We start from the raw sequence: 20,703 nt of genomic DNA on the forward strand, positions 1-20,703 counted from the left end.
CCCACCACATATTGATTGGAAAACATATTCACAGAAGTTGCTTAGACCCTTGTCATGATAGGATTATACTACCTTGGAATTAGAACACCTCATCCTAGAACTACGGCGGTTCCGTTAGTCACCATTCGGCCAAGGTGGGCTGTGGAACGGGGTGACTCCAGCGGAAGAACGGAGTGACGAGACCCCGCAGAGAGCTTGCGAAAGAGGAGGCTCGGCGCTTCGTCCGCAGCAAAGCAACCCGTTCCACAGCCCGCCGCACTCCACAACAGCAACGGAACCTCTCAGTTTCAAGTCTTCAACATAACTGCCATATAACTGAATAAATAGTTAACATAACTAAACAAAAAAGCCTGTATTCCCAAAAAGGAATACAGGCTTTTTTAACTAACAATTTCAGCTGGTTTGCCTAAATAATACCCTTGTGCTATGTCGATTCCGAGGTCTGAAGCGGTTTGTAAATCACTAGCGGTTTCAATTCCCTCTAAGACAACAGTCGTATCCTTATTAAAATACTCAGTGAATAAAGAGATGAGTCGTTGTTTTTTCTCGCTTGTACCTAAATTATGAGCAAAAAAACGATCGAGCTTTAAATATTCAGGCTCAATTTCTAAAGTGTTACGTAAGGAAGCCGTTCCTTGCCCAAAATCATCAATGGCAAACTCAATACCCATTGAACGGAAAATGGCTACACGTTCAAGCAGAATAGAAGAAGCCCACATTTCCTCTTCCTCAATGGCTTCATTCATTTCAAAAACAATCTTTGGTGCATTTTTGGACGCATTAAAAAGAAGGTTCTCCATAAAATCAACAAAGTTAGGATTTAATAAAGTAGATATAAAAACATTTAAGAAGAGCTTTTCTTGTTGATGCTGTTTTCGGTATATAGAGAATGCTTTTTCTATAGATGTCGTATCTAAATGGTACAAGATGTTTGATTTCATCGCGTCTTTAAACAAATGAGCTGGACTTTTTAAATGATCAGAACGCAATAAAGCCTCATAACCGAAAAGTTGATTTTCTTCGAGATGATAGATCGGCTGGTAAAAATGAAAAAGGTTGTTTTTCTTGAGAAGCTCAAATATATTCATAGCGATTCTTAATCCCCCTGTGAAAGGATGTTGTCAAATTATGCTGCCTTTTCATTTGTAAAAGAGGTTCAGAATACCTGCCCCTTTTGTAGATAAAAAAAACACATTGAACTGAATCAATGTGGTCGGTTGCGCTACTTGCTCCACCAATCATAAGCGCCCATCTACGTATTGGTTTCTTTGCATCCCTTATTATGTATATCCTATGGTTTTAAATAACTAGTACTATAATCATAGCAAGTTTCTTTCAAGAATGAAAGGAAAGTGTTAAAAATTTTGCAACAATTTGTAGATTAAATTAAAAAATTGTATTCTAAAGACAGTTCATTAAAGCGGTGGAACAAACAATCCTACAATAAATAGGTCACTATAAAGGAGGGTATATTCATGAGTATGACGTTGCTTTTCTCATTTTTGGGAGCTGCTATTCTATTAACTCTCATGCCAGGGCCTGATAATCTATTTGTGTTAGCACAAAGCATTTCTCAAAACAAAAAGGCAGGAATTATGACCACATTGGGACTCTGTACTGGCATTCTCGTACATACAACAGCTGCAGCACTTGGGATCTCAGCAATTGTCTACCAGTCTACTTTAGCATTTACGATCGTAAAGTATGCAGGAGCAATATATCTATTATATCTTGCATGGGGTGCATTGAGGGAAAAGGATGCTTCTTTCGATATTGAAGAACAAGCTCATATTGGATATGGAAAGCTGTATCGTAGAGGTGTTTTAATGAACGTATTGAACCCCAAAGTATCCCTCTTTTTCTTAGCATTATTTCCACAGTTCCTTGATACTTCACCAGATGCATGGAGCATTCCTTTTCAAATGATAGTGCTAGGGTTCATCTTTATGGTTCAAGCTTTTTTAATTTTTTCAGGTGTGAGTATTTTTGCAGAGATTGTTAGAGGTTGGTTAATGCGCTTTCCTTCTTTAGGGAAAAGAATCAATGTAATAAAAGGCTTCCTGTTAGGGTTGATCGGTTTAAAACTGGCCCTTGGAGGAGGCGGAAAATAGGTGCTCAAAAAAATGAGCACTTTTTTTATTCCATTATAAGAAAACGCTTACATTTTTAGGTGCCCTCTAATAAAATGATTCGTATAAGGACCATTTTAATTTTGAGGGGGAACGATCATGAAAAAGAGTCAGCATGGATTTGAAACAAATGTTATTCATGGTGGTTATGATTCTAAGGAATTTTTAGGGAGTTTAAGCACGCCTATTTTTCAAACTTCAACGTTCACGTTTGATAGTGCGGAACAAGGTGAAAAACGATTTGCTGGTGAAGAAGATGGTTTTATATATTCGCGTTTAGGTAATCCTACGGTCCGTGCATTAGAAGAGAGGATTGCTCTACTGGAAGGTGGAGGAGCGGGTTTAGCTTTTGGATCTGGCATGGCGGCTGTATCAGCAGTTCTTATTGAACTTACAAAAGCCAATGATCATATTGTATGTTCCCGGGGAATTTATGGATGTACATTTGGCTTATTATCCATGCTAGAGGAGAAATACAACATAACCACGGATTACTCTGAAATGAAAACAGAGGCTCAAATAAGGTCTTTGCTGAAACCCGAAACCTCTTGTATTTATGTCGAGACACCGATAAATCCAACGATGGAACTCATTGATTTGGAGCTAGTTACTCGCGTTGCAAAAGAGTTTGATATTCCAGTTGTCGTTGATAATACGTTTTGTTCCCCCTATGTACAAAAACCGCTTGAAATTGGGTGTGATCTCGTTGTTCATAGCGCTACAAAATATATTGGGGGGCACGGAGACGTTGTGGCAGGATTGGTTGTAGGAAAAGCTGATTTCATGCAAAAAATGGCGATGAGTACGCAAAAGGACATTGGAGGGATTATCTCTCCGTTTGATGCTTGGCTACTTCTAAGAGGCCTCAAAACGTTGCCGGTGCGTATGGATCGACATACGGAAAATGCAGAGAAGGTTGTGGAGAAGTTAAAGAATCACCCTAATATAGCAAAAGTATTTTATCCAGGTGACCCAGATAATCCAGACTATCCCATTATGAAGAAGCAAATGACTCAAGGTGGGGGTCTTATTTCTTTTGAAATAAAAGGTACAAAAGAAGACGCCCAATCCATGATGAACAAACTTTCGTTTATTAAAACAGCCGTAAGTCTAGGAGATACCGAGACCTTAATCCAGCATCCTGCCACTATGACCCATTCTGTAGTACCATTAGAAACAAGAGAAAAAATGGGGATCACAGATCAACTCATTCGTTTATCTGTGGGTCTCGAAAACTGGCAGGATATCTGGAATGACCTATGCCAAGCTTTAGATTAGGTCCAAATTAAGGAGGATTCATTTGTGACAGAAAAAGAAAAAATGATTGCAGGCGAATTATACAACCCACTAGACCAAGAACTCTTTCAAGATCGCCTCTGTGCTAAGTCATTATGTAAAAAAATAAATGATCTTGATCCAACGAAACTTGATGAACGAGTGGATCTATTAAAAGAGTTATTCCAAACCGACCATAATGTATTTGTAGAACCAGACTTTTATTGTGATTACGGTTATAATATTCATCCAGGGAAGAACTTTTACGTCAATCACCAATGCGTTATCTTAGATTGTTGCCCAGTGAATATTGGAGATAACGTCATGTTTGGTCCTGGTGTTCAAGTACTAACAGCTGATCATCCAATTCATGCTCAAGATCGAATATCTGGGAAAGAAATGGCCTCTCCTATAACGATTGGCGATAATGTGTGGATTGGTGGAGGAGCCATTCTACTACCTGGTGTTACAGTTGGGGCTAACACCGTAATAGGCGCAGGAAGTGTTGTAAATAAGGATATTCCTAATAATGTTGTAGCCGTAGGGAATCCGTGTAAGGTGAATAAAGAGATTGAAGATTAAAAGATCATGAGGCTTTTACTTAAGACATGCGCATTCTCAATAGGGAGCCCATGTCTTTTTTGTGGGGGGATTTCTGTTCTAGCCAGTTCCAATTTCGAATATATGTAAAATATCTGCCCACTACCTTGCAATGTTCAATAGTGTTTGCTACTCTATAAGAAATGTTTTCCAGTTATTTCAACCTGGTACTGAACATTAATCAGTACTGGTGGACTCTTTCAGGAACAGGTGATGCCCGTGAATCCACAATTCAAGAAAGGTGTGCTTGAGTTATGTGTCCTGGTATTGGTGAAGCAAAAAGATCAATACGGCTATGAACTTGCACAAAACTTAACAAATCAAATAGCTATTGCTGAAGGGAGTTTGTACCCCCTTTTACGCAGGATGACTAAAGATCAATATCTTCGTACATACACAGCTAAGTCTTCAGAAGGGCCTCCACGAAAATACTATCAGCTAAGTGATCTTGGTGAGAAATACATGGAAGAACTCATAAGTGAGTGGAACGTATTCCAGGGTAGTGTAAATAATTTAATAAAGGAGGCGACTGAAGGGTGAATCAGAAATCTTTTTTATCGAAAATGAAGCATGAACTAAAAGGGGTTCCCCAGAAAGAACAGAATGAAATTTTATCAGATTATACTGAGCATTTTGAGGCCGGGAAATTGGAGGGGAGAACGGAAGACGAAATTGCGAAGGAACTTGGCGATCCCAAGATCATTGCGAAAGAACTGTTGATGACGAGTCGGTTAGAACAAGCTGAACAGCAGCATTCTTTTACAAACATAATGAGAGCCGTTCTAGCTACCGTAAGCCTTAGCTTTTTTAACTTAGTGATTGTGTTGGGGCCAGCCATTGCATTGTTTGCGATCTATATCACGATGTGGTGTTTAAGTGCTTCTTTTTTTCTCGGAGGAGTTGCTCTCCTATTCAATGCTCTTTTAGGTAATAGCGCCTCTCCTTTAATCAATATGTTTACATTTTCTGCTCTCAGTGGCCTGGGGTTAATTTTTGGAGTAGGTATGGCATATATTTCAAAGCCTCTATATAAAGCAACAATTCGTTATATGAAATGGAATGTAAAAATTGCGAAGGGGGAGCAAGTTGCATGAAGGATTTCTTTCTGGTTGGTTTGACCTTACTTATCATCGGAGTTGGAGGTTTGGTGTTCATGGGTTTTCAAGGGAAGGCATTTTCGTTTACGTCCTTTTTTGGAGATGTTGAATCATTCGAGAAGACAGCTTCCTTTAATAGCTCGGATATAACAAGAATCGATTTAGATGTATCCTCAGATGATGTGCAACTTCATCGCTCTGAAACCAATGAGATAACGGTTCGTTACTATGGAGAAAGTAATAACCATGAAAAAGCGGTGGAGTCTTTTTATGCTGAACAACAAGGTGATACATTGCAAATCGGAACGAAATCTACGGTGAATTTTGGAATTTCTTATCGGGATGTCAATATTGAAATTTCCCTGCCGGAAAAGCAGTGGGAGGAAATAAGTTTAAGTAGTTCCAGTGGAGATATAAAGGCCGTAAACTTGGAGGCTGATAATCTTGCTGTAAAGCTTTCATCAGGTGATGTTCGATTTGATGATATCGTTGCGAGTCAAATTGGTGTAAAAACAAGCTCAGGTTCATTTGAGGGCGATCATATTAAAGGTGAACTAACCGTTCAGACCAGCTCAGGAGATGTAGAACTTTTTCGCCAAGAATTGGACCATAATGTGAGTATAAAAAGCTCAAGTGGTGATGTAAGCATCCAGGCGTCAGAAAAACCCTCTAACCTTTTCGTACAATTTGATAGCAGTTCCGGTGAAGCTGACATTGCTTTCCCAATGAAATTTTCATCAATGGATGAATCACATATTAAAGGAAGCGTCGGAGAAGGGAAGTATGAAATTAAAGTAAATACGAGCTCTGGTGATTTTGAATTTAACCAATAAGCCGCATAGTCTAGAAGGCCTCACTCCATACACCTATTGCTGAAAACCAATTTATTCCGTACCATGAAAGTTCATCGACATCACAGATATACATCTAGAGGAGGAGCCATTGTGGTTGCTAGTAGTCATCAAGTTATGGGGTTTACATGGGGGATCGTGGCTATAACGATTTCTCATTCATTTGGCCTTGTGCCTGACCTTTTATTTGCTAATATTCTTTTCTTTGTATCGGTCATGATTGGGTCGTTACTTCCAGATATAGATACACCTAAATCCAAACTTGGTGGTCCTTTTGATCAATGGGGATTTATTGTTATCCTGACATTGATAGCAGTAGAAGCTGTAACTCCAGGAATTAATCGCGCGATCCAATTTTCATTAATGATTTTATCACCAATGCTTTTTGTGTTTTCAGGACACAGAAAGTTTACACACTCCCTACCTTTTTTAGTGTTAATGGGCGCATACAGTATGATGCTTTATATATACATTCATATTCCAATCTTTTATCTCATTGGGTTTTTGGCTGGTATTACATCACATTTGTTTGGGGATTATTTAACAAAGCGAGGGATACCTCTTCTATATCCATTCAGCAGAAAATATTTTCGATTTTTTGTAACCTTCCGTACAGGGTCAACTGCTGAACAAACCATTACAGCAGTTCTAATTGTGCTGAACATTATTCTTCTGGCCAAAAACACGTTAAGTTAGGAAGCGTAGTATTTTGTCTTTTGAAGAATGATATAAGAGCATAAAAATATGACGAAAAAGCAAAGGAGATATAATGACACATAACCAAAAAATAGGTTGGAACTTTGATAACAGTTATGCGGGACTTCCGGAACTATTTTTTAAAGAAGCAGATCCAACCCCTGTAAAGTCGCCTCAGTTAGTCATTTTGAATCAATCATTGGCGACATCTATGGGGTTAGATGTAGAGAAGCTCCAAAAGGAAGAGGGTATTGAAACGTTTAGTGGGAATGAAGTTCCAGAAGGAGCTCTCCCCATTGCTCAAGCATATGCAGGGCACCAGTTCGGAAACTTCACTATGCTTGGAGATGGCCGAGCTGTGTTGCTTGGGGAGCATATCACTCCATCTGGCGAACGGTTCGATATTCAGCTTAAAGGGTCAGGTCGAACACCATTTTCCAGGCGTGGGGATGGTCGAGCAACACTTGGTCCTATGCTACGCGAATATATCATCAGTGAATCTATGCATGCACTAGGTGTTCCTAGCAACCGGAGTTTAGCTGTTGTTACAACTGGAGAGTCTGTTTTACGAGAGAGGGAACTGCCTGGTGCGGTTTTGACTCGCGTTTCAGATAGTCATTTACGTATAGGTACTTTTGAATACGCAGCTAAAGGAGGAACCTTGGAGGATCTCAGAACTCTTGCAGATTACGCCATAAACCGTCATTACCCGGATATTGAAGGTCATGAGAATAAATATCTTACGTTTTTTAAAGAGGTTATCAAACAACAGGCTGAACTCATTACAAAGTGGCAGTTAGTCGGTTTTATCCATGGAGTCATGAATACGGATAATATGACCATTAGCGGTGAGACCATCGATTATGGTCCTTGTGCCTTCATGGATGTGTATCACCCTGCAACGGTATTTAGTTCTATTGATGTCCAAGGGCGCTATGCCTATCAGAATCAGCCAGGTATTGGTCAATGGAATCTTGCGCGCTTTGCTGAGGCCCTTTTACCTTTGCTTCATGACGATGAGGAACATGCGGTTGAATTAGCTAAAGAAGAACTTCATAAGTTTGAGGATCTATACTATAGTCATTGGCTGTCTGGTATGAGAAGGAAGCTAGGACTCCTGAATGAAGAGGAAGAGGACAGAGCACTGGTAGAAGAACTTCTCCGTATAATGAAAGAACATGAAGCTGACTTTACCAATACATTCCGCGCATTAACATTAGGGAAGCCTTCAGATACAGCGATGTATGGAAAGGCTGCGTTTACAGAATGGTACAAGCAGTGGCAGGAGAGACTTGAAAGGCAAGATGAATCAGAATCTGTCGTTCAACAATTAATGAAGAAATCTAATCCATCTGTCATACCACGAAATCATCGTGTCGAAGAAGCGCTTGAAGCTGCAGTCGATAAAGGGGACTATCGTGTATTGGAGCGCCTTATGGATGTTCTTTCAGATCCTTATGCGTATTCTCCTGAACAAGAAGAATATGCAGAACTACCTGACCCAACAGACCGTCCTTACACAACTTATTGTGGAACATGATGAGAATAAAAGAGAGCAAATTCCTATGGTGGAATTTGCTCTCTTTAGGTTCTATGCTCTCTCCAACATTCGATCTAAAGCTTTTTTCGCATTCACAGCTACATCTTTCTCAACCTCAATGACATTATGAGGCTCTCCTTTTTCAATAGACTCCAGACACCATGCGAGGTGAGGAAGGTCTATACGGTTCATGGTTAAACAAGGACACATACTCGGATTCAGGGAGATAATGTGCTTATCAGGATGCTCTTGAATAATACGGTTAACGAGATTCATCTCTGTTCCAATAGCCCATTCACTACCACTAGGTGCTGCCTCAATGGTCTTGATGATATGATTGGTCGAACCAGCATCATCCGATAACGCTACAACCTCACGACGGCATTCAGGGTGAACAATGATGTTCATGTCAGGATAATCTTCTCGAACCTGTTGGATATTGTGAACAGTGAAATTCTCATGAACGGAACAGTGACCTTTCCATAGAATTACTTTTACATCTTCAAGATTTCCTTCATAGTTTAGCTTTTCTAAGATCGGATCCCATACCGCCATATGCTCTAATGGGATTCCTAAGTTATAAGCTGTATTACGACCGAGGTGTTGATCAGGCAAAAATAGGATACGTTCTTTTTGTGAAAATGCCCAGCTAACCATCTTCTCAGCATTTGAGGAGGTGACTGTGGCACCTTCGTTTTTACCTACAAACGACTTGATAGCAGCTGTTGAGTTTACATAGGTGAGTGGCATAATCGTATCACCGAAGAGGGACATGAGTTCATCCCAAGCCTTTTCTGTCTGATTGATATCAGCCATATCAGCCATGGAACAACCAGCTCGCATATCTGGTAAATACACTTTCTGGTCGTTGGTAGTTAAAATATCTGCTGTCTCAGCCATGAAGTGTACGCCACAAAAAACTATAGATTCTGCATCACGATTCTCTGCTGACAGTTGAGCCAATTTCAGTGAATCTCCACGTACATCAGCAAATTGAATCACTTCATCTTTCTGGTAGTGATGGCCAGGCAAGAATAAACGGCTTCCCATACGTTCTTTTACCCCTCGAACGCGTTCCTCTAATTCCATCACTGACATTTCTTTATAAGCATCAGGAAGCATAGGTGTTTTCATTTCTAAAGTATCAAAAAGATTCATCATAAATCCTCCTTATTGAGTATGAACTCTCACGCTAATATCCAGTGATGGAGCTGAGTGTGTTAAACAGCCCAAGGATATGTAGTCCACTCCCGTTTTTCCGTAGTCATGCAAATTTTCGATCTGGATACCGCCAGAAGCTTCCGTTACAATGTTGTTTGGCACTAGAGTAACGAGCTCAGAAATAGATTCTGGTGTCTGATTATCAAACATAATGCAATCAGCCTTGGCTTCTACTGCTTCTAACACTTGTTCTTTTGATTCTGTTTCCACCTCAACCTTGACCATGTGACCAAGTTGTCCTCGAACCATTTGGACAGCCTTTGTGATCGAACCTGCAAAAGCAATGTGATTGTCTTTGATCATGACCGCATCGTATAAACCGTTTCGGTGGTTAAAGCCACCTCCAGATCGTACGGCGTATTTTTCAAACATGCGTAATCCGGGGGTGGTTTTTCTTGTGTCGCAAATCCTTGTGTGATCACTGCTCAGTGACCTTACTGCTTCGTTTGTTTTGGTTGCAATACCACTCATTCGTTGAATTAAATTCAGAATCACACGTTCACCTTTTAAAAGAATAGCCATTTTACCGAATACTGTAGCCAATGTTTGACCAGCATGGATGGATTCTCCATCTTGAACATTGACGTTAACTATCGTAGATTCGTCTAATAATCGAAATCCTCTACGTATAATCTCACTCCCGCAAAAGATGCCATCTTGTTTTGATATAAAAACAATTTCTCCTTCTGTGCCTTCTTGAAACAGAACATCACTTGTAACGTCGTGATCGCCAATATCCTCTATAAAAAATGCTTCAAGTTGTTGCTGCATCTTTAATAAGTTCATGCACTTCACCTTTCTCCCACTGCCGTTGTAGGGTTATATGATTTGAGATCCACTCATCTCGTTCAATGGGGATATCACTTCTAAAATGACCTCCACGGCTTTCTGTTCTTCCTAATGCGGATGAGGTAATCATCCAGGATGTTATAAGCATAAAGATCGTTGTCATTTGATTAATCGAGAGACGATCATAGTTCATTTCCAAAAGCTCTTTAATGTTGTAGGATTCTAGCATTTCTCTTTGACGGATTAAGCCTTCTTCCGTTCTGACAATGCCTGTATTTTTCATCATGGACGATTTGATGTGGTCCATAGTTGGAAGATGGAGTAGAGGTGAAGGTTTTCTTTTATATGAGAAAGGAGCAGTAGAAATCTTCTTCTGATTCCCATAATTAATAGTTTGTGCCAGTCTTTTTCCGTAAACAAGTCCTTCTAATAATGAATTACTGGCTAGACGGTTTGCTCCATGAACACCTGTACAGGCGACTTCACCAATGGCATAAAGTCCGTTAATATTCGTCCGTCCAACTTGATCGGTTTTGATTCCTCCCATTAAAAAGTGACAACCAGGAGCTACTGGAATCTTCCCTTCTGAAATAGGTACACCACTTTGTTCACAAAGTTTCGTAATCGTAGGAAATCGTTTTTGAAAATGGGGTATCGAATGAATATCTAAAAAAATATCTATATCTTTTTGAATATAATCGAATATCGTTTGGGAAACGACATGACGTGGTGCAAGGTCCTCGAGTAGATGAACCCCTTTCATGATTCGTTTTCCATTCGATGTGACCAGTTTAGCCCCTTCACCCCTAACGGCTTCTGATACAAGACCTTTTGCTTCACCGTCTACATAAAGGAGTGTGGGGTGGAACTGAACAAATTCCATATCAATCATTTCTGCTCCAGCTCTATAAGCCAAGGCAAGACCATCTCCAGTTACTGTTAATGCGTTGGAAGTGATTTCATAAACTTGACCGCAGCCTCCTGTTGAAAGAACGACATGGTCAGCATAAAAAGTGTGGATGTCTCCATTGGCATCTTTACCTTTTGCTCCGTAACATGTTTCATGATTATGTGTTAATAATTCATAGACAAATAGATTTTCTACAACTTCAACATTCGGTCCGACATTCTTGATTAATCCTTCTACAAGTCTTTTCCCAGTTTGATCGCCACCTCCATGGATGATTCGATGTTGTTGATGGGAACCTTCCATACCTAATAAGGGACTACCATCTTCTCCAAAATCAAATTCACAGCCCTTTTCGATTAACTCCCTCATAACAGAAGGGGCAGCTTCTGTTAAGTCTTGGACTGCTAATGGGTTATTTATATGTCGTCCGGCTTCTAAGGTATCCGTGTAATGTAAATGTGGATGGTCATGTGCTCCAAGGGCAGCAGCTACTCCGCCTTGGGCAATAGAAGAATTTCCGTGCTTGAGGTGTGACTTTGTGAGAACAATCACATTCAAGTCCTTAGAAAGATGACCGGCCAACTGTAATGCAGCGACCCCGCTGCCTATAATTAATACGTCATATTTTTGCATAAGGCATCCTCCTGAGTTAACAGGTGTCTTGACACTTATATTTACATAGAATTAAACTAATGACAAGTGATTTGTGAAAAATTTACGGGGGAGAGGCACATTCATGAAATATTTTGATTACGCGGCTACTTGTCCCATTGATGAGGAAGCATTAGATGCGTACGTAAAAGCTTCAAAAGAGTACTTTGGCAATACAAGTAGTTTGCATGATGTTGGAGGGAAAGCTTTAACATTATTAGACCAATGTAGAGAGACGATTGGTAAATTAACAGGTGTAAACTCAAAAGATTTATTTTTTACTAGTGGTGGCACGGAAAGTAATTTTTTAGCGATCCATGCATTGTTGGATGCCAATCGAGAGAAAGGAAACCATATCATCCTATCTCAGTCTGAGCATTCCTCCGTTCAAAATACGGTGAAAAAGCTAGAGGAACAAGGGTATCGTGTGTCTAGAATACCGTTAACATCAGAAGGAACCATTGATTTAGATATACTTCAGGGGGAGATATCACAGGAAACAGCTCTTCTGTCGATTCACCATGTGAACCCCGAAATCGGAACCATTCAGCCTATAGAGGAGATAAGTGAGCTATGCAAAAAGTATGGAATTCTGTTACACAGTGATTGTGTTCAATCATTTGGGAAAATGGACCTTAAACAGGTGACACCTCTCTTGGATAGTTTTTCTTTATCAAGTCATAAAGTATATGGTCCTAAAGGGTGCGGAGCGTTATATATACATCCATCTTTAACGTATCAACCTTATTTACCTGACGTTGCACATGAAAAGGGGATTCGTGCAGGAACTGTTAATGTCCCAGCAGTTGCTGGGTTTACGGTTGCTGCTCAAAAAATGTATCAAGATTTAGAAGGTCAACAAAATCACCAGCGTACCTTAGTGGAAGCTTTTTATTCTGCATTAGAACCTGTGAAAGGCTATGTAGAAATTTTTCGTCCATCTTCTGAACGGGGTTTCTCTTCCATTGTGGGGTTGTGTGTGAAAGAGGTTGAAGGGCAGTGGCTCATGTTAGAAGGAAATCGGAAGGGTTATGCTTTCTCAACTGGAAGTGCTTGTGCTAGTGGACAACAAGAGCCTTCCAAAACTCTAATAGCAATGGGGTATCCAAAGGACAAGGCTAAAACATTTATTCGGATCTCTTTTGGAAACGGTCATTCGATCCAGGATGTAAAAGATCTTGCACAGTACCTTATTCAAACCATCGAAGGACGTCATCAGGTTGTGCTACAATAATTTCATATCATGTATAGGTTGAGGGAGCGTAAGAGATGAGCGACAAAAAGTTATTAGGGGAAGAGCGACGCGAACGGTTATTGGATCTTCTCAAAACAAGTGGAGAGCCGATTAAAGGTGGGGATTTAGCTAAGCAAGCTAATGTCAGCCGGCAGGTTATCGTCGGTGATATCTCATTATTAAAGGCAAAAAATGAACCCATTATTGCCACAAGCCAAGGGTATTTGTATTTTACAGATCCAACAAAGGACCATAAATACGAGCGTACGATTGCATCTTCTCATACCCCAGAAGAGACGGAGGATGAATTAAACTTACTTGTAGACCATGGTGTTGTGATTAAGGATGTATCTGTAGAGCATCCAGTGTACGGTGATTTAACAGCTTCCCTTCACATATCAAATCGTAAAGAAGTCAAACAATTTATTGAAAAAGTACGGTCCAACAAAGCTTCCTACCTGCTCGAATTAACAGGAGGAATCCACATGCATACCATATCCGCCTCATCGGAAGAAACGCTGGACGATGCGGTGGAAGCACTTGAGGGAGCTGGCTATCTCGTAAGGACGTAAATATAAATCATCAGGTCTAAAAGCCTGGTGATTTTTTTATTCATCAGAGCCCTTCTATTTAGAGATAAAATGGACATTCATTTATAATAAAAGGGGAAGTATGATAAGAGAGGATGAGCATTCATGTATGCTATCTACATCGGCCTTATTATCATAATTAGTGTCGTTGCGTTAGTCGGTACTATTTATGCTGGTAAACAAACGAACCGTGCTGAGGAAGTGCCAGTGGATTCAGAACACATCTCCTCTTCATCTAGAGGGAAGAAGAGAAATTCGAGTATTAAAGTATTGTCCTATATATACGGAATAACTTTCCTAATAACAGCTGTAATCATAGCCATTTTTATTATTTGATTAAACAAAACAATAACTTAGCAAAGGACGTGAACATCAGTGGAACACAACATCGGATTTATTGGGTGTGGGAGCATGGCTCAAGCGATAATTGGTGGTATGCTTTCATCTGAACTTGTTGGACCACACCAGGTAATGGCAAGTGCCAATTCTGAAAAAACCTTACAAGAGGTACAATCAAAATTTGAAATTGAAACGAACGTAGATAATCGGGTTGTGGCATCAGACTCAGACATTTTGTTTATCGCGGTGAAGCCATATAAATATCAAGCAGTTATTCATGAAGTAAGTCAATCTGTTAGAGATCACACGATTGTCGTGACGATTGCCCCAGGGGTTTCATTTGAAGATATGGAAAAGGCTTTTGAGCGAGAAGTAAAAGTGGTGCAAGCTATGCCTAATACACCTTCTTTAGTGGGGGCAGGAATGTCTGCCATTTGTCCCAATAAGAAAGTGGAAGATGAAGAGTTAGAATCCGTCGTTCGTCTTTTTAAAAGTTTTGGAGAAGTTGAAGTAATTACGGAATCTCAAATGGATGCAATCCCATCGATTAGTGGGTCATCACCTGCTTATGTGTATATGATGATTGAAGCTATGGCTGATGGAGGCGTGCGTCAGGGGTTATCTCGTGAACAATCTTACCGACTAGCTTCTCAAGCTGTACTAGGAGCAGCCAAAATGGTTTTAGAGTCAGGTTTACATCCAGGAGAGTTGAAGGATCAAGTTTGTTCACCAGGTGGTGCAACGATAGCAGCTGTCTCCCAACTTGAGAAAGAAGGCTTCCGTGGTACCGTTATGTCTGGGATGGAAAGTTGTTCAGAGAAAGTGAAAGGTATGGGAGAATAACGTGTTTAGAATCGACCAATGTGTGTGCGCTGGTCGGTTCTTTTTTCGTCTTTTCAAAACTTAGATACCTAATGAAAATACGATTCAAAAAAGAGGGGAATCGTTTTGTTTACATATTACCTTTAGTGTATTATACTTTAAATTGCTTAGGAGGCTAAGTAATTATGGAGCGAAATATTGAAAATTACCTAGGGTATCACATTAATGTGGTGTCTCATTTTATACAAAACACGTACAACCAGAAGCTCGCTGAGTATGACATTTCAATGTCGCAAGCGAAGGTTCTGTTTTTTCTTGCGGACAAAGGAGAGCAAGCACAATCTGTGTTACAACAACGCTTATATATAAAAGGGTCTTCCATGAATGGGTTAATTGAATCCTTAGAAAAGAAAGAACTTATTCAAAAGCGCCAGAGTGATGAGGATCGACGAACAAAGCTTATCCAAATTAGTGAGCAAGGCCAGGAGCTTGAAAAGAAACTCTGGGTCGTCATTGATCATATAGAGCAGGAACTATTAACTGGCTTTAATCAGGAAGAACAACAAGTGATTATATCATGGCTAAAAAGAATGCGAGAGAATGTTCAATCGTGTAAATAGACCATCAAGAATAGAACGAGGGGGTATATAGATGAAAGAACAAAGTCAACGACTCGGTAAAGAACCGATTCGCTCCTTATTATTTAAGTTATCAGTACCAGCTATGATTGGTATGTTAGTCATGGCTTTTTATAATGTGGTTGATACATTATTTATCGCACGTGGAGTAGGAATCCTTGGTGTTGCTGGCGTAAGTATCAGCTTCCCGGTAATGATGGTGATTATGGCTATTGCTGCTGCGGTTGGAATTGGTGGGGCTTCTGTCATATCCAGAAGGTTAGGTGAAAACCGCCAGGAAGATGCAAACTACGTACTCGGTAATATCGTTATTATGATTTTGGCTGTTAGCTCAATTTCATTTATTGGTGGATTCACCTTTCTTGAACCTATCCTAAAAGCGTTTGGTGCAACGGAAGATATTCTCCCATATGCTAAGGACTATCTATTCCCAATTATGATAGGGTCTTTCTTTTTTGGCTTAGCATTTACTTCTAACAACATCATTCGTTCAGAAGGTAATTCACGCTTCGCTATGATAACGATGATCTTTCCAGCTGTTTTAAATATCATTCTAGATCCAATCTTCATTTTCTGGCTGGATATGGGAGTCCAAGGTGCATCTTTAGCAACAGTAATCTCACAAGCCTCGGTATCTTTGGTGGTCATTCGATACTTTGTTGTTGGGAAAAGCTCCTTATCTGTTGGACTTGAATATATGAAGGCCCGATTTGATCTCATGAAAGAAGTGATTGTGGTCGGCTTCCCTGCATTTGTCCGTCAGGTTGGGGGAAGTGCCATGATGATCGCAATCAACTACATGCTCATTCAGTATGGCGGTGATTTTGAAGTTGGGGTATTCGGTATTGTTCAAAAAGTATCCATGATGGCCATAATGCCAATGATTGGTGTTTTACAAGGTATGCAACCCATTGTGGGTTACAATTACGGGGCACAACAATATGATCGCTTGAAAGAAACCATTTTTCTGGGTTTAAAGGTTGCCACAATCATTTCTGCTGTCGTTTTTGTTGTCATGTTTGCAGTACCTGAATATTTAATGATGATTTTTACTGGTGAGGAACGAACGATTGAGACTGGTGCTCATGCTATGCGTATCATGTTTGCCTTAGCCATTTTAATTGGAGCCCAATTGATAAGTGGTGGTCTATATCAAGCCCTAGGAATGGCAAGGAAAGCTTTAGTCCTATCCATTGCTCGACAAGTATTATTCTTAATACCACTTGTATTAATTTTGCCTCGTTTATTTGATTTAGGGGTTACAGGAGTATGGTTAGCTTTCCCTGTTTCTGATTTACTTGCGTTTATTTTATCAGTAACTTTCTTATATCAAGACCGTGCACTATTCTTCAAATCAAAGAAAGATCAAGTCGCTGGTGAACAAAGCGTTCAGCCATCCTAAATAGAATGGGTAATCTTTTTAACAAGGTTACCCATTTTTTTATTTAATAAGGGTTACTTTCTGTGTGTTTAGGCGCAATGTCAGCTTTTACTTCATTTACATCTGTATTGCTATATTTTTTGGTATCATGCCCGCCGGTTGTTCTGGCAATATACTCTTTCACTTCGTTGTACGTCATGCCGGAGTGTGCGTTTTTATTTTTAATATGAAACACATCAGTTTCGGTATTGTTCTTATTCGTCATGTAACTCACCTCCTATTCTTAAGGTGAGCGAAAGTAGCATAAACTATCCAATGTGTTCTTACGTAGATGTTTCCATCTTATATCGGGTATAAATAAGTGAGGTGATAAGGATGCAAGATCGTGATGTAACCATTATAGGTGCAGGAATTGCAGGAATAATGGCCGCAAATACCCTTCGAAAAAAGGGGATGAAAGATATCCATGTGATTGAGAAAAGTAAAAGTGTGGGTGGACGTTTGGCTACTCGTCAAATAGAGCAAGGGAAAGCGGATCATGGTGCTCAATTTTTTACCGTACGAACAAGTACACTTCAAGAGTATGCTAATGATTGGGTTGAGAAAGGATGGGTTAAGCACTGGTTTGGTGACCCTTATCCAAGGTACACAAGTGTAGATGGTATGAATCATTTGGTAAAACGATTATCTGAAAACATCCAGGTTACGCTACAAGCAAAAGTAATGGATATCCAAGAAGTATCCGGTGGTTTTCAGGTCACATTGGATAATGATGAAACGTTTAAAACAGGTGCGGTTTTAATTACGGCTCCAGTTCCTCAAGCGGTAGAACTGTTACAAAATCATACATTAACGCTAAATGCAGAAAGGATGAAGGAGCTATCAAATATCCAGTTTCAGAGCTCTTTAGTAGGTATGTTCACACTGAGCGAAAGTACATCACTTCCATCAAATGGTCATGTGGATGAAGGGTTACCTGAAGGCGTAGAAAGGATCGTTGACCATCAGAAAAAAGGGATTTCTAATATTCCTGTTATCAGTGTTTATATGGAAGGGGAATGGAGTGATTATCACTTCCCTCATCAAGATAATTTAACCCTTAGAGCGATAAAGAAGTCTGTAGCGGATTACTTTGATCCTCTACATGTTCAAGAGGAACAGTTGAAAAAATGGCGCTATGCTCAGGCGAGCTCAATGATCAACCATTCTTATGTGAATGTGCATCAAGTTCTTCCTTTATATGTAGCCGGAGATGCCTTTCTTAGACCGGATGATCAAGCAGGACGTACACGATTTGAGAGTGCATTTTTATCTGGGATAGATGCAGGAAACCAAATCGCTACAATGATGAAAGGGATATAAAGAAAAGCAGCGGTCAAGGACACGCTGCTTTTCTTATTGCTACTTCTCGTTCGTTTCAGGGGAGATTTCCTCTGAAAAAGCTACGTTTGCTGAGTGCATTGAAGACGGATTGAAGTCATTTGTACCGGTTGGATTCGTATCAAACATACGACGAATTGGTTGGAACATATTTTGTTCTTGCATATTTTGACGAACTAAACCATAAATAAGCCCGCTTACAGCAAGACCTAAAATGGATAACCACATACTCGTTCCCATTCCGTTACGTCTTCTCATCCCAAAAAGGTTTCGGTTACGTCCGAACATGGCAGATCTACGTCCAATATTAAAGAATGTTGTTAACCAATTTAAATTTCTCACAAATTCATCCTCCTTAACAAACGTGGAGAGTTTATATCTCCATTACTTAATATCATCCGAAACAGAATAATTATGATGACAATGATTGGCAAGGTAGGGTGTTAAATGAATGTATGATCATGCATGATGTATAAGAGGTATCAATTACGTACCCTCTCTTGAAATTTTATATATGACATAGTTCTAGAGCCGTTTTTGCATGATAGGGATAACTGAATGAAGTACCTGATATAACTATTATGGAATAAATATGTATAAAAAAATCTAAAATTTATTATTTTTTACTTCGTATAATCCGTGTATAATGGTTTTAAATTCGACATCATTTGACAATCAATATGAATATAACGAGGTGTATAACATGTTTTTGGATTTTTTAAATGACGTAAATGGTTTTATTTGGACATACATTATCATTTCCGTTTTACTTGGCTTAGGTTTGTATTTCTCAATCCAAACTAAGTTTGTTCAATTTCGTCTATTTGGCGATATGTTCCGAACGCTGTTTGAAAAGGAATCATTTTCTAAGCAAAAGAAGGGGACATCTCCCTTTCAAGCATTCACGATAAGTACAGCATCGAGAGTTGGAACAGGTAACCTTGGTGGTGTCGCAACAGCGATTGCTGCAGGCGGACCTGGTGCTGTTTTTTGGATGTGGGTAATTGCTTTACTTGGTTCAGCTACAAGCTTTATCGAAAGTACATTAGCTCAAGTATATAAAATTCCAGATAAGGAAGATGGATACCGAGGCGGACCAGCCTATTATATGGAAAAAGGGTTGAAAAACCGAAAGCTAGGGATTGCCTTTGCGATCGCCATTACGTTTACTTATGGACTTGTATTTAGCTCCGTTCAATCGAATACAATCCGGTTAGCATTTGAAGACTCTTTTGATATACAAAAATGGGTAATGGCTGTAGTGCTCACTGTCCTTTCAGCACTTGTCATCTTTGGAGGGCTCAAACGTATCGCCCGTGTTACTCAAGTTGTGGTTCCAATTATGGCAGTCATTTATTTGATTTTTGCATTTGGGATCTTACTGTTTAACCTTACTGAAATTCCAAGTCTCATTAGTGTGATTGTACAAAACGCTTTTGGAATTCGTGAAATTGCAGGTGGTGGTTTTGGTGCTGCGATTATGATGGGAATAAAGCGTGGTTTATTCTCGAACGAAGCTGGAATGGGTAGTGCACCTAACGCAGCCGCAACAGCTGAAGTATCTCACCCTGTTAAACAAGGTTTAATTCAGACGCTTGGTGTATTCACAGATACGATCATCATCTGTAGTGCGACAGCATTTATCATTCTTTTATCAGGTGATCCGTCTGAATATATGAACACAAACTTAGAAAGCATTCAGCTTACGCAAAATGCATTTGCTGGACATCTTGGTGAATGGGCAGGAATCTTTGTAGCCATTGCGATTTTCTTATTCGCTTTTAGTTCCATTATTGGAAATTATTATTATGGTGAAACGAACATGCAGTTTATCAAGAATAGTCGCTTAAATCTAAATGTGTATCGCGTAGCGGTATTAGCAATGGTTGTATTCGGTGCAATGGCTCAAATGGATCTTGTATGGGCATTAGCGGATCTTTCCATGGCCATTATGGCATTGATCAACTTATATGCGATTACACGTCTCATGAAAGTCTTGAAGGTTGTTCTTGCGGATTATATGCACAAGCGTAAAACGAACGATAAGACGAAATTCTCTAAAAAGGATATTGAGGATCAATCAGGTATTGAATTTTGGTAAAGAGTAAAGCATGTAGCTTCTGTTGGGAGCTACATGTTTTTTTATAAGTTTCTCTCTTTCGTTAAAGCCCCCGTTTGTGGAAGACTTGGATTCGAGATAATGTGCGTATGGTTCCGTTGCTTTTGTGCAGATCGGTGGTCTGTGGAACGGGTTGCTTTCCCCGGAAGACCGATCGAGCTTCCTCGTCACTTCGTTCCTGCGGGATCTCGCTCGCCCTTTCTACCGGAGGAGTCAACCCGTTCCACAGCCCACCTTGGCCGAATGGTGACAACGGAACCGCCGTAGTTCTGGGAGAGGATTTCTGATTCCAGGTAGCATAATCCTATCATGGCAAGGGTCTGAGCAACTTCTGTGAATATGAATTCCAATCTATATGAGGTGGGAAAGTCCAAATTATGGTCCGTTAATTTCCATAATCGCGTGGAGGGAAGGAAACGGCAAACTGTCGTGGTAACAAAG

The 20,703-nt window shown here is 39.9% G+C and carries 22 protein-coding genes; 16 read left to right on the top strand and 6 right to left on the bottom strand.

What is annotated here, in order from left to right; all coding sequences use genetic code 11:
- Positions 1-380 precede the first annotated feature (380 nt).
- The gene (locus H514_RS0113545) at positions 381-1,088 is read right to left on the bottom strand and encodes an EAL domain-containing protein (protein WP_027447446.1); all 708 of its coding nucleotides are present in this window, start codon (positions 1,086-1,088) and stop codon (positions 381-383) included.
- Between the two features lie 387 nt (positions 1,089-1,475).
- On the opposite strand from H514_RS0113545, the gene H514_RS0113550 reads away from it, so the two are divergent.
- From H514_RS0113550 to H514_RS0113585, 8 genes are all read left to right on the top strand, one after another.
- Complete coding sequence (locus H514_RS0113550) at positions 1,476-2,111, top strand: LysE family translocator (RefSeq protein ID WP_027447447.1); 636 nt, start codon at positions 1,476-1,478, stop codon at positions 2,109-2,111.
- Between the two features lie 117 nt (positions 2,112-2,228).
- Positions 2,229-3,407: a methionine gamma-lyase gene (gene megL, locus H514_RS0113555; RefSeq protein ID WP_036843188.1), complete on the top strand. Its 1,179-nt coding sequence runs from the start codon at positions 2,229-2,231 to the stop codon at positions 3,405-3,407.
- A gap of 42 nt (positions 3,408-3,449) precedes the next feature.
- On the top strand, positions 3,450-3,986 hold the full coding sequence (locus tag H514_RS0113560; RefSeq protein WP_051255147.1) for a sugar O-acetyltransferase: 537 nt from the start codon (positions 3,450-3,452) through the stop codon (positions 3,984-3,986).
- A 237-nt stretch (positions 3,987-4,223) separates the two neighbouring features.
- Complete coding sequence (locus tag H514_RS0113565; RefSeq protein ID WP_027447450.1) at positions 4,224-4,544, top strand: PadR family transcriptional regulator; 321 nt, start codon at positions 4,224-4,226, stop codon at positions 4,542-4,544.
- Positions 4,541-5,098, top strand: a complete 558-nt coding sequence (locus H514_RS0113570; RefSeq protein WP_027447451.1) for an HAAS signaling domain-containing protein — start codon at positions 4,541-4,543, stop codon at positions 5,096-5,098. The genes H514_RS0113565 and H514_RS0113570 overlap by 4 nt, the downstream gene beginning before the upstream one ends.
- On the top strand, positions 5,095-5,934 hold the full coding sequence (locus H514_RS0113575) for a DUF4097 family beta strand repeat-containing protein (RefSeq protein ID WP_027447452.1): 840 nt from the start codon (positions 5,095-5,097) through the stop codon (positions 5,932-5,934). Before H514_RS0113570 ends, H514_RS0113575 begins: the two co-directional genes overlap by 4 nt.
- A 111-nt stretch (positions 5,935-6,045) precedes the next feature.
- The gene (locus H514_RS0113580) at positions 6,046-6,648 is read left to right on the top strand and encodes a metal-dependent hydrolase (RefSeq protein ID WP_027447453.1); all 603 of its coding nucleotides are present in this window, start codon (positions 6,046-6,048) and stop codon (positions 6,646-6,648) included.
- A 73-nt stretch (positions 6,649-6,721) separates the two neighbouring features.
- Positions 6,722-8,188 carry a protein adenylyltransferase SelO gene (locus H514_RS0113585; RefSeq protein WP_027447454.1) on the top strand — a complete coding sequence of 489 codons (1,467 nt, stop codon included), beginning with the start codon at positions 6,722-6,724 and terminating at the stop codon, positions 8,186-8,188.
- Positions 8,189-8,239: 51 nt separating this feature from the next.
- On the opposite strand, the gene nadA is transcribed toward H514_RS0113585, so the two are convergent.
- The 3 genes from nadA to nadB are packed head-to-tail and all read right to left on the bottom strand — an operon-like array spanning position 8,240 to position 11,741.
- Complete coding sequence (gene nadA, locus H514_RS0113590; protein WP_027447455.1) at positions 8,240-9,346, bottom strand: quinolinate synthase NadA; 1,107 nt, start codon at positions 9,344-9,346, stop codon at positions 8,240-8,242.
- Between the two features lie 12 nt (positions 9,347-9,358).
- The gene (gene nadC / locus H514_RS0113595; protein WP_027447456.1) at positions 9,359-10,195 is read right to left on the bottom strand and encodes a carboxylating nicotinate-nucleotide diphosphorylase; all 837 of its coding nucleotides are present in this window, start codon (positions 10,193-10,195) and stop codon (positions 9,359-9,361) included.
- Complete coding sequence (gene nadB / locus H514_RS0113600) at positions 10,164-11,741, bottom strand: L-aspartate oxidase (RefSeq protein ID WP_027447457.1); 1,578 nt, start codon at positions 11,739-11,741, stop codon at positions 10,164-10,166. Before nadB ends, nadC begins: the two co-directional genes overlap by 32 nt.
- A gap of 103 nt (positions 11,742-11,844) precedes the next feature.
- Between nadB and H514_RS0113605 the strand changes: the two genes are divergently transcribed.
- The 6 genes from H514_RS0113605 (at position 11,845) to H514_RS23080 (ending at position 16,784) form a co-directional block, all read left to right on the top strand.
- Positions 11,845-12,993, top strand: a complete 1,149-nt coding sequence (locus H514_RS0113605) for a cysteine desulfurase family protein (protein WP_027447458.1) — start codon at positions 11,845-11,847, stop codon at positions 12,991-12,993.
- Between the two features lie 35 nt (positions 12,994-13,028).
- Positions 13,029-13,565, top strand: coding sequence for a transcription repressor NadR (locus H514_RS0113610; protein ID WP_027447459.1), 537 nt, complete (start codon positions 13,029-13,031; stop codon positions 13,563-13,565).
- Between the two features lie 123 nt (positions 13,566-13,688).
- A complete protein-coding gene (locus H514_RS0113615; RefSeq protein WP_027447460.1) occupies positions 13,689-13,919 on the top strand; it encodes a hypothetical protein in 231 nt (76 codons plus the stop codon).
- A 39-nt stretch (positions 13,920-13,958) separates the two neighbouring features.
- Positions 13,959-14,765, top strand: a complete 807-nt coding sequence (proC, locus tag H514_RS0113620) for a pyrroline-5-carboxylate reductase (protein ID WP_027447461.1) — start codon at positions 13,959-13,961, stop codon at positions 14,763-14,765.
- Positions 14,766-14,929: 164 nt separating this feature from the next.
- A complete protein-coding gene (locus tag H514_RS0113625) occupies positions 14,930-15,364 on the top strand; it encodes a MarR family winged helix-turn-helix transcriptional regulator (protein ID WP_027447462.1) in 435 nt (144 codons plus the stop codon).
- A gap of 31 nt (positions 15,365-15,395) precedes the next feature.
- A complete protein-coding gene (locus H514_RS23080; RefSeq protein WP_036843191.1) occupies positions 15,396-16,784 on the top strand; it encodes an MATE family efflux transporter in 1,389 nt (462 codons plus the stop codon).
- A 43-nt stretch (positions 16,785-16,827) separates the two neighbouring features.
- Here the strand turns inward: H514_RS23080 and H514_RS0113635 are convergent, their stop codons facing one another.
- Positions 16,828-17,028, bottom strand: coding sequence for a hypothetical protein (locus H514_RS0113635; RefSeq protein ID WP_027447463.1), 201 nt, complete (start codon positions 17,026-17,028; stop codon positions 16,828-16,830).
- 110 nt (positions 17,029-17,138) lie between these two features.
- On the opposite strand from H514_RS0113635, the gene H514_RS0113640 reads away from it, so the two are divergent.
- Entirely contained in the window at positions 17,139-18,125 is a 987-nt protein-coding gene (locus H514_RS0113640; protein ID WP_027447464.1) for an NAD(P)/FAD-dependent oxidoreductase, read from the top strand.
- Positions 18,126-18,164: 39 nt separating this feature from the next.
- Here the strand turns inward: H514_RS0113640 and H514_RS0113645 are convergent, their stop codons facing one another.
- A complete protein-coding gene (locus H514_RS0113645; protein WP_027447465.1) occupies positions 18,165-18,485 on the bottom strand; it encodes a hypothetical protein in 321 nt (106 codons plus the stop codon).
- A 361-nt stretch (positions 18,486-18,846) separates the two neighbouring features.
- Between H514_RS0113645 and H514_RS0113650 the strand changes: the two genes are divergently transcribed.
- Positions 18,847-20,244 (top strand): alanine/glycine:cation symporter family protein, encoded by a 1,398-nt coding sequence (locus tag H514_RS0113650; protein ID WP_036843194.1) that lies wholly within the window; start codon positions 18,847-18,849, stop codon positions 20,242-20,244.
- Positions 20,245-20,703 lie beyond the last annotated feature (459 nt).

The organism is Pontibacillus marinus BH030004 = DSM 16465, assembly GCF_000425225.1.
Classification (GTDB): domain Bacteria; phylum Bacillota; class Bacilli; order Bacillales; family BH030062; genus Pontibacillus; species Pontibacillus marinus.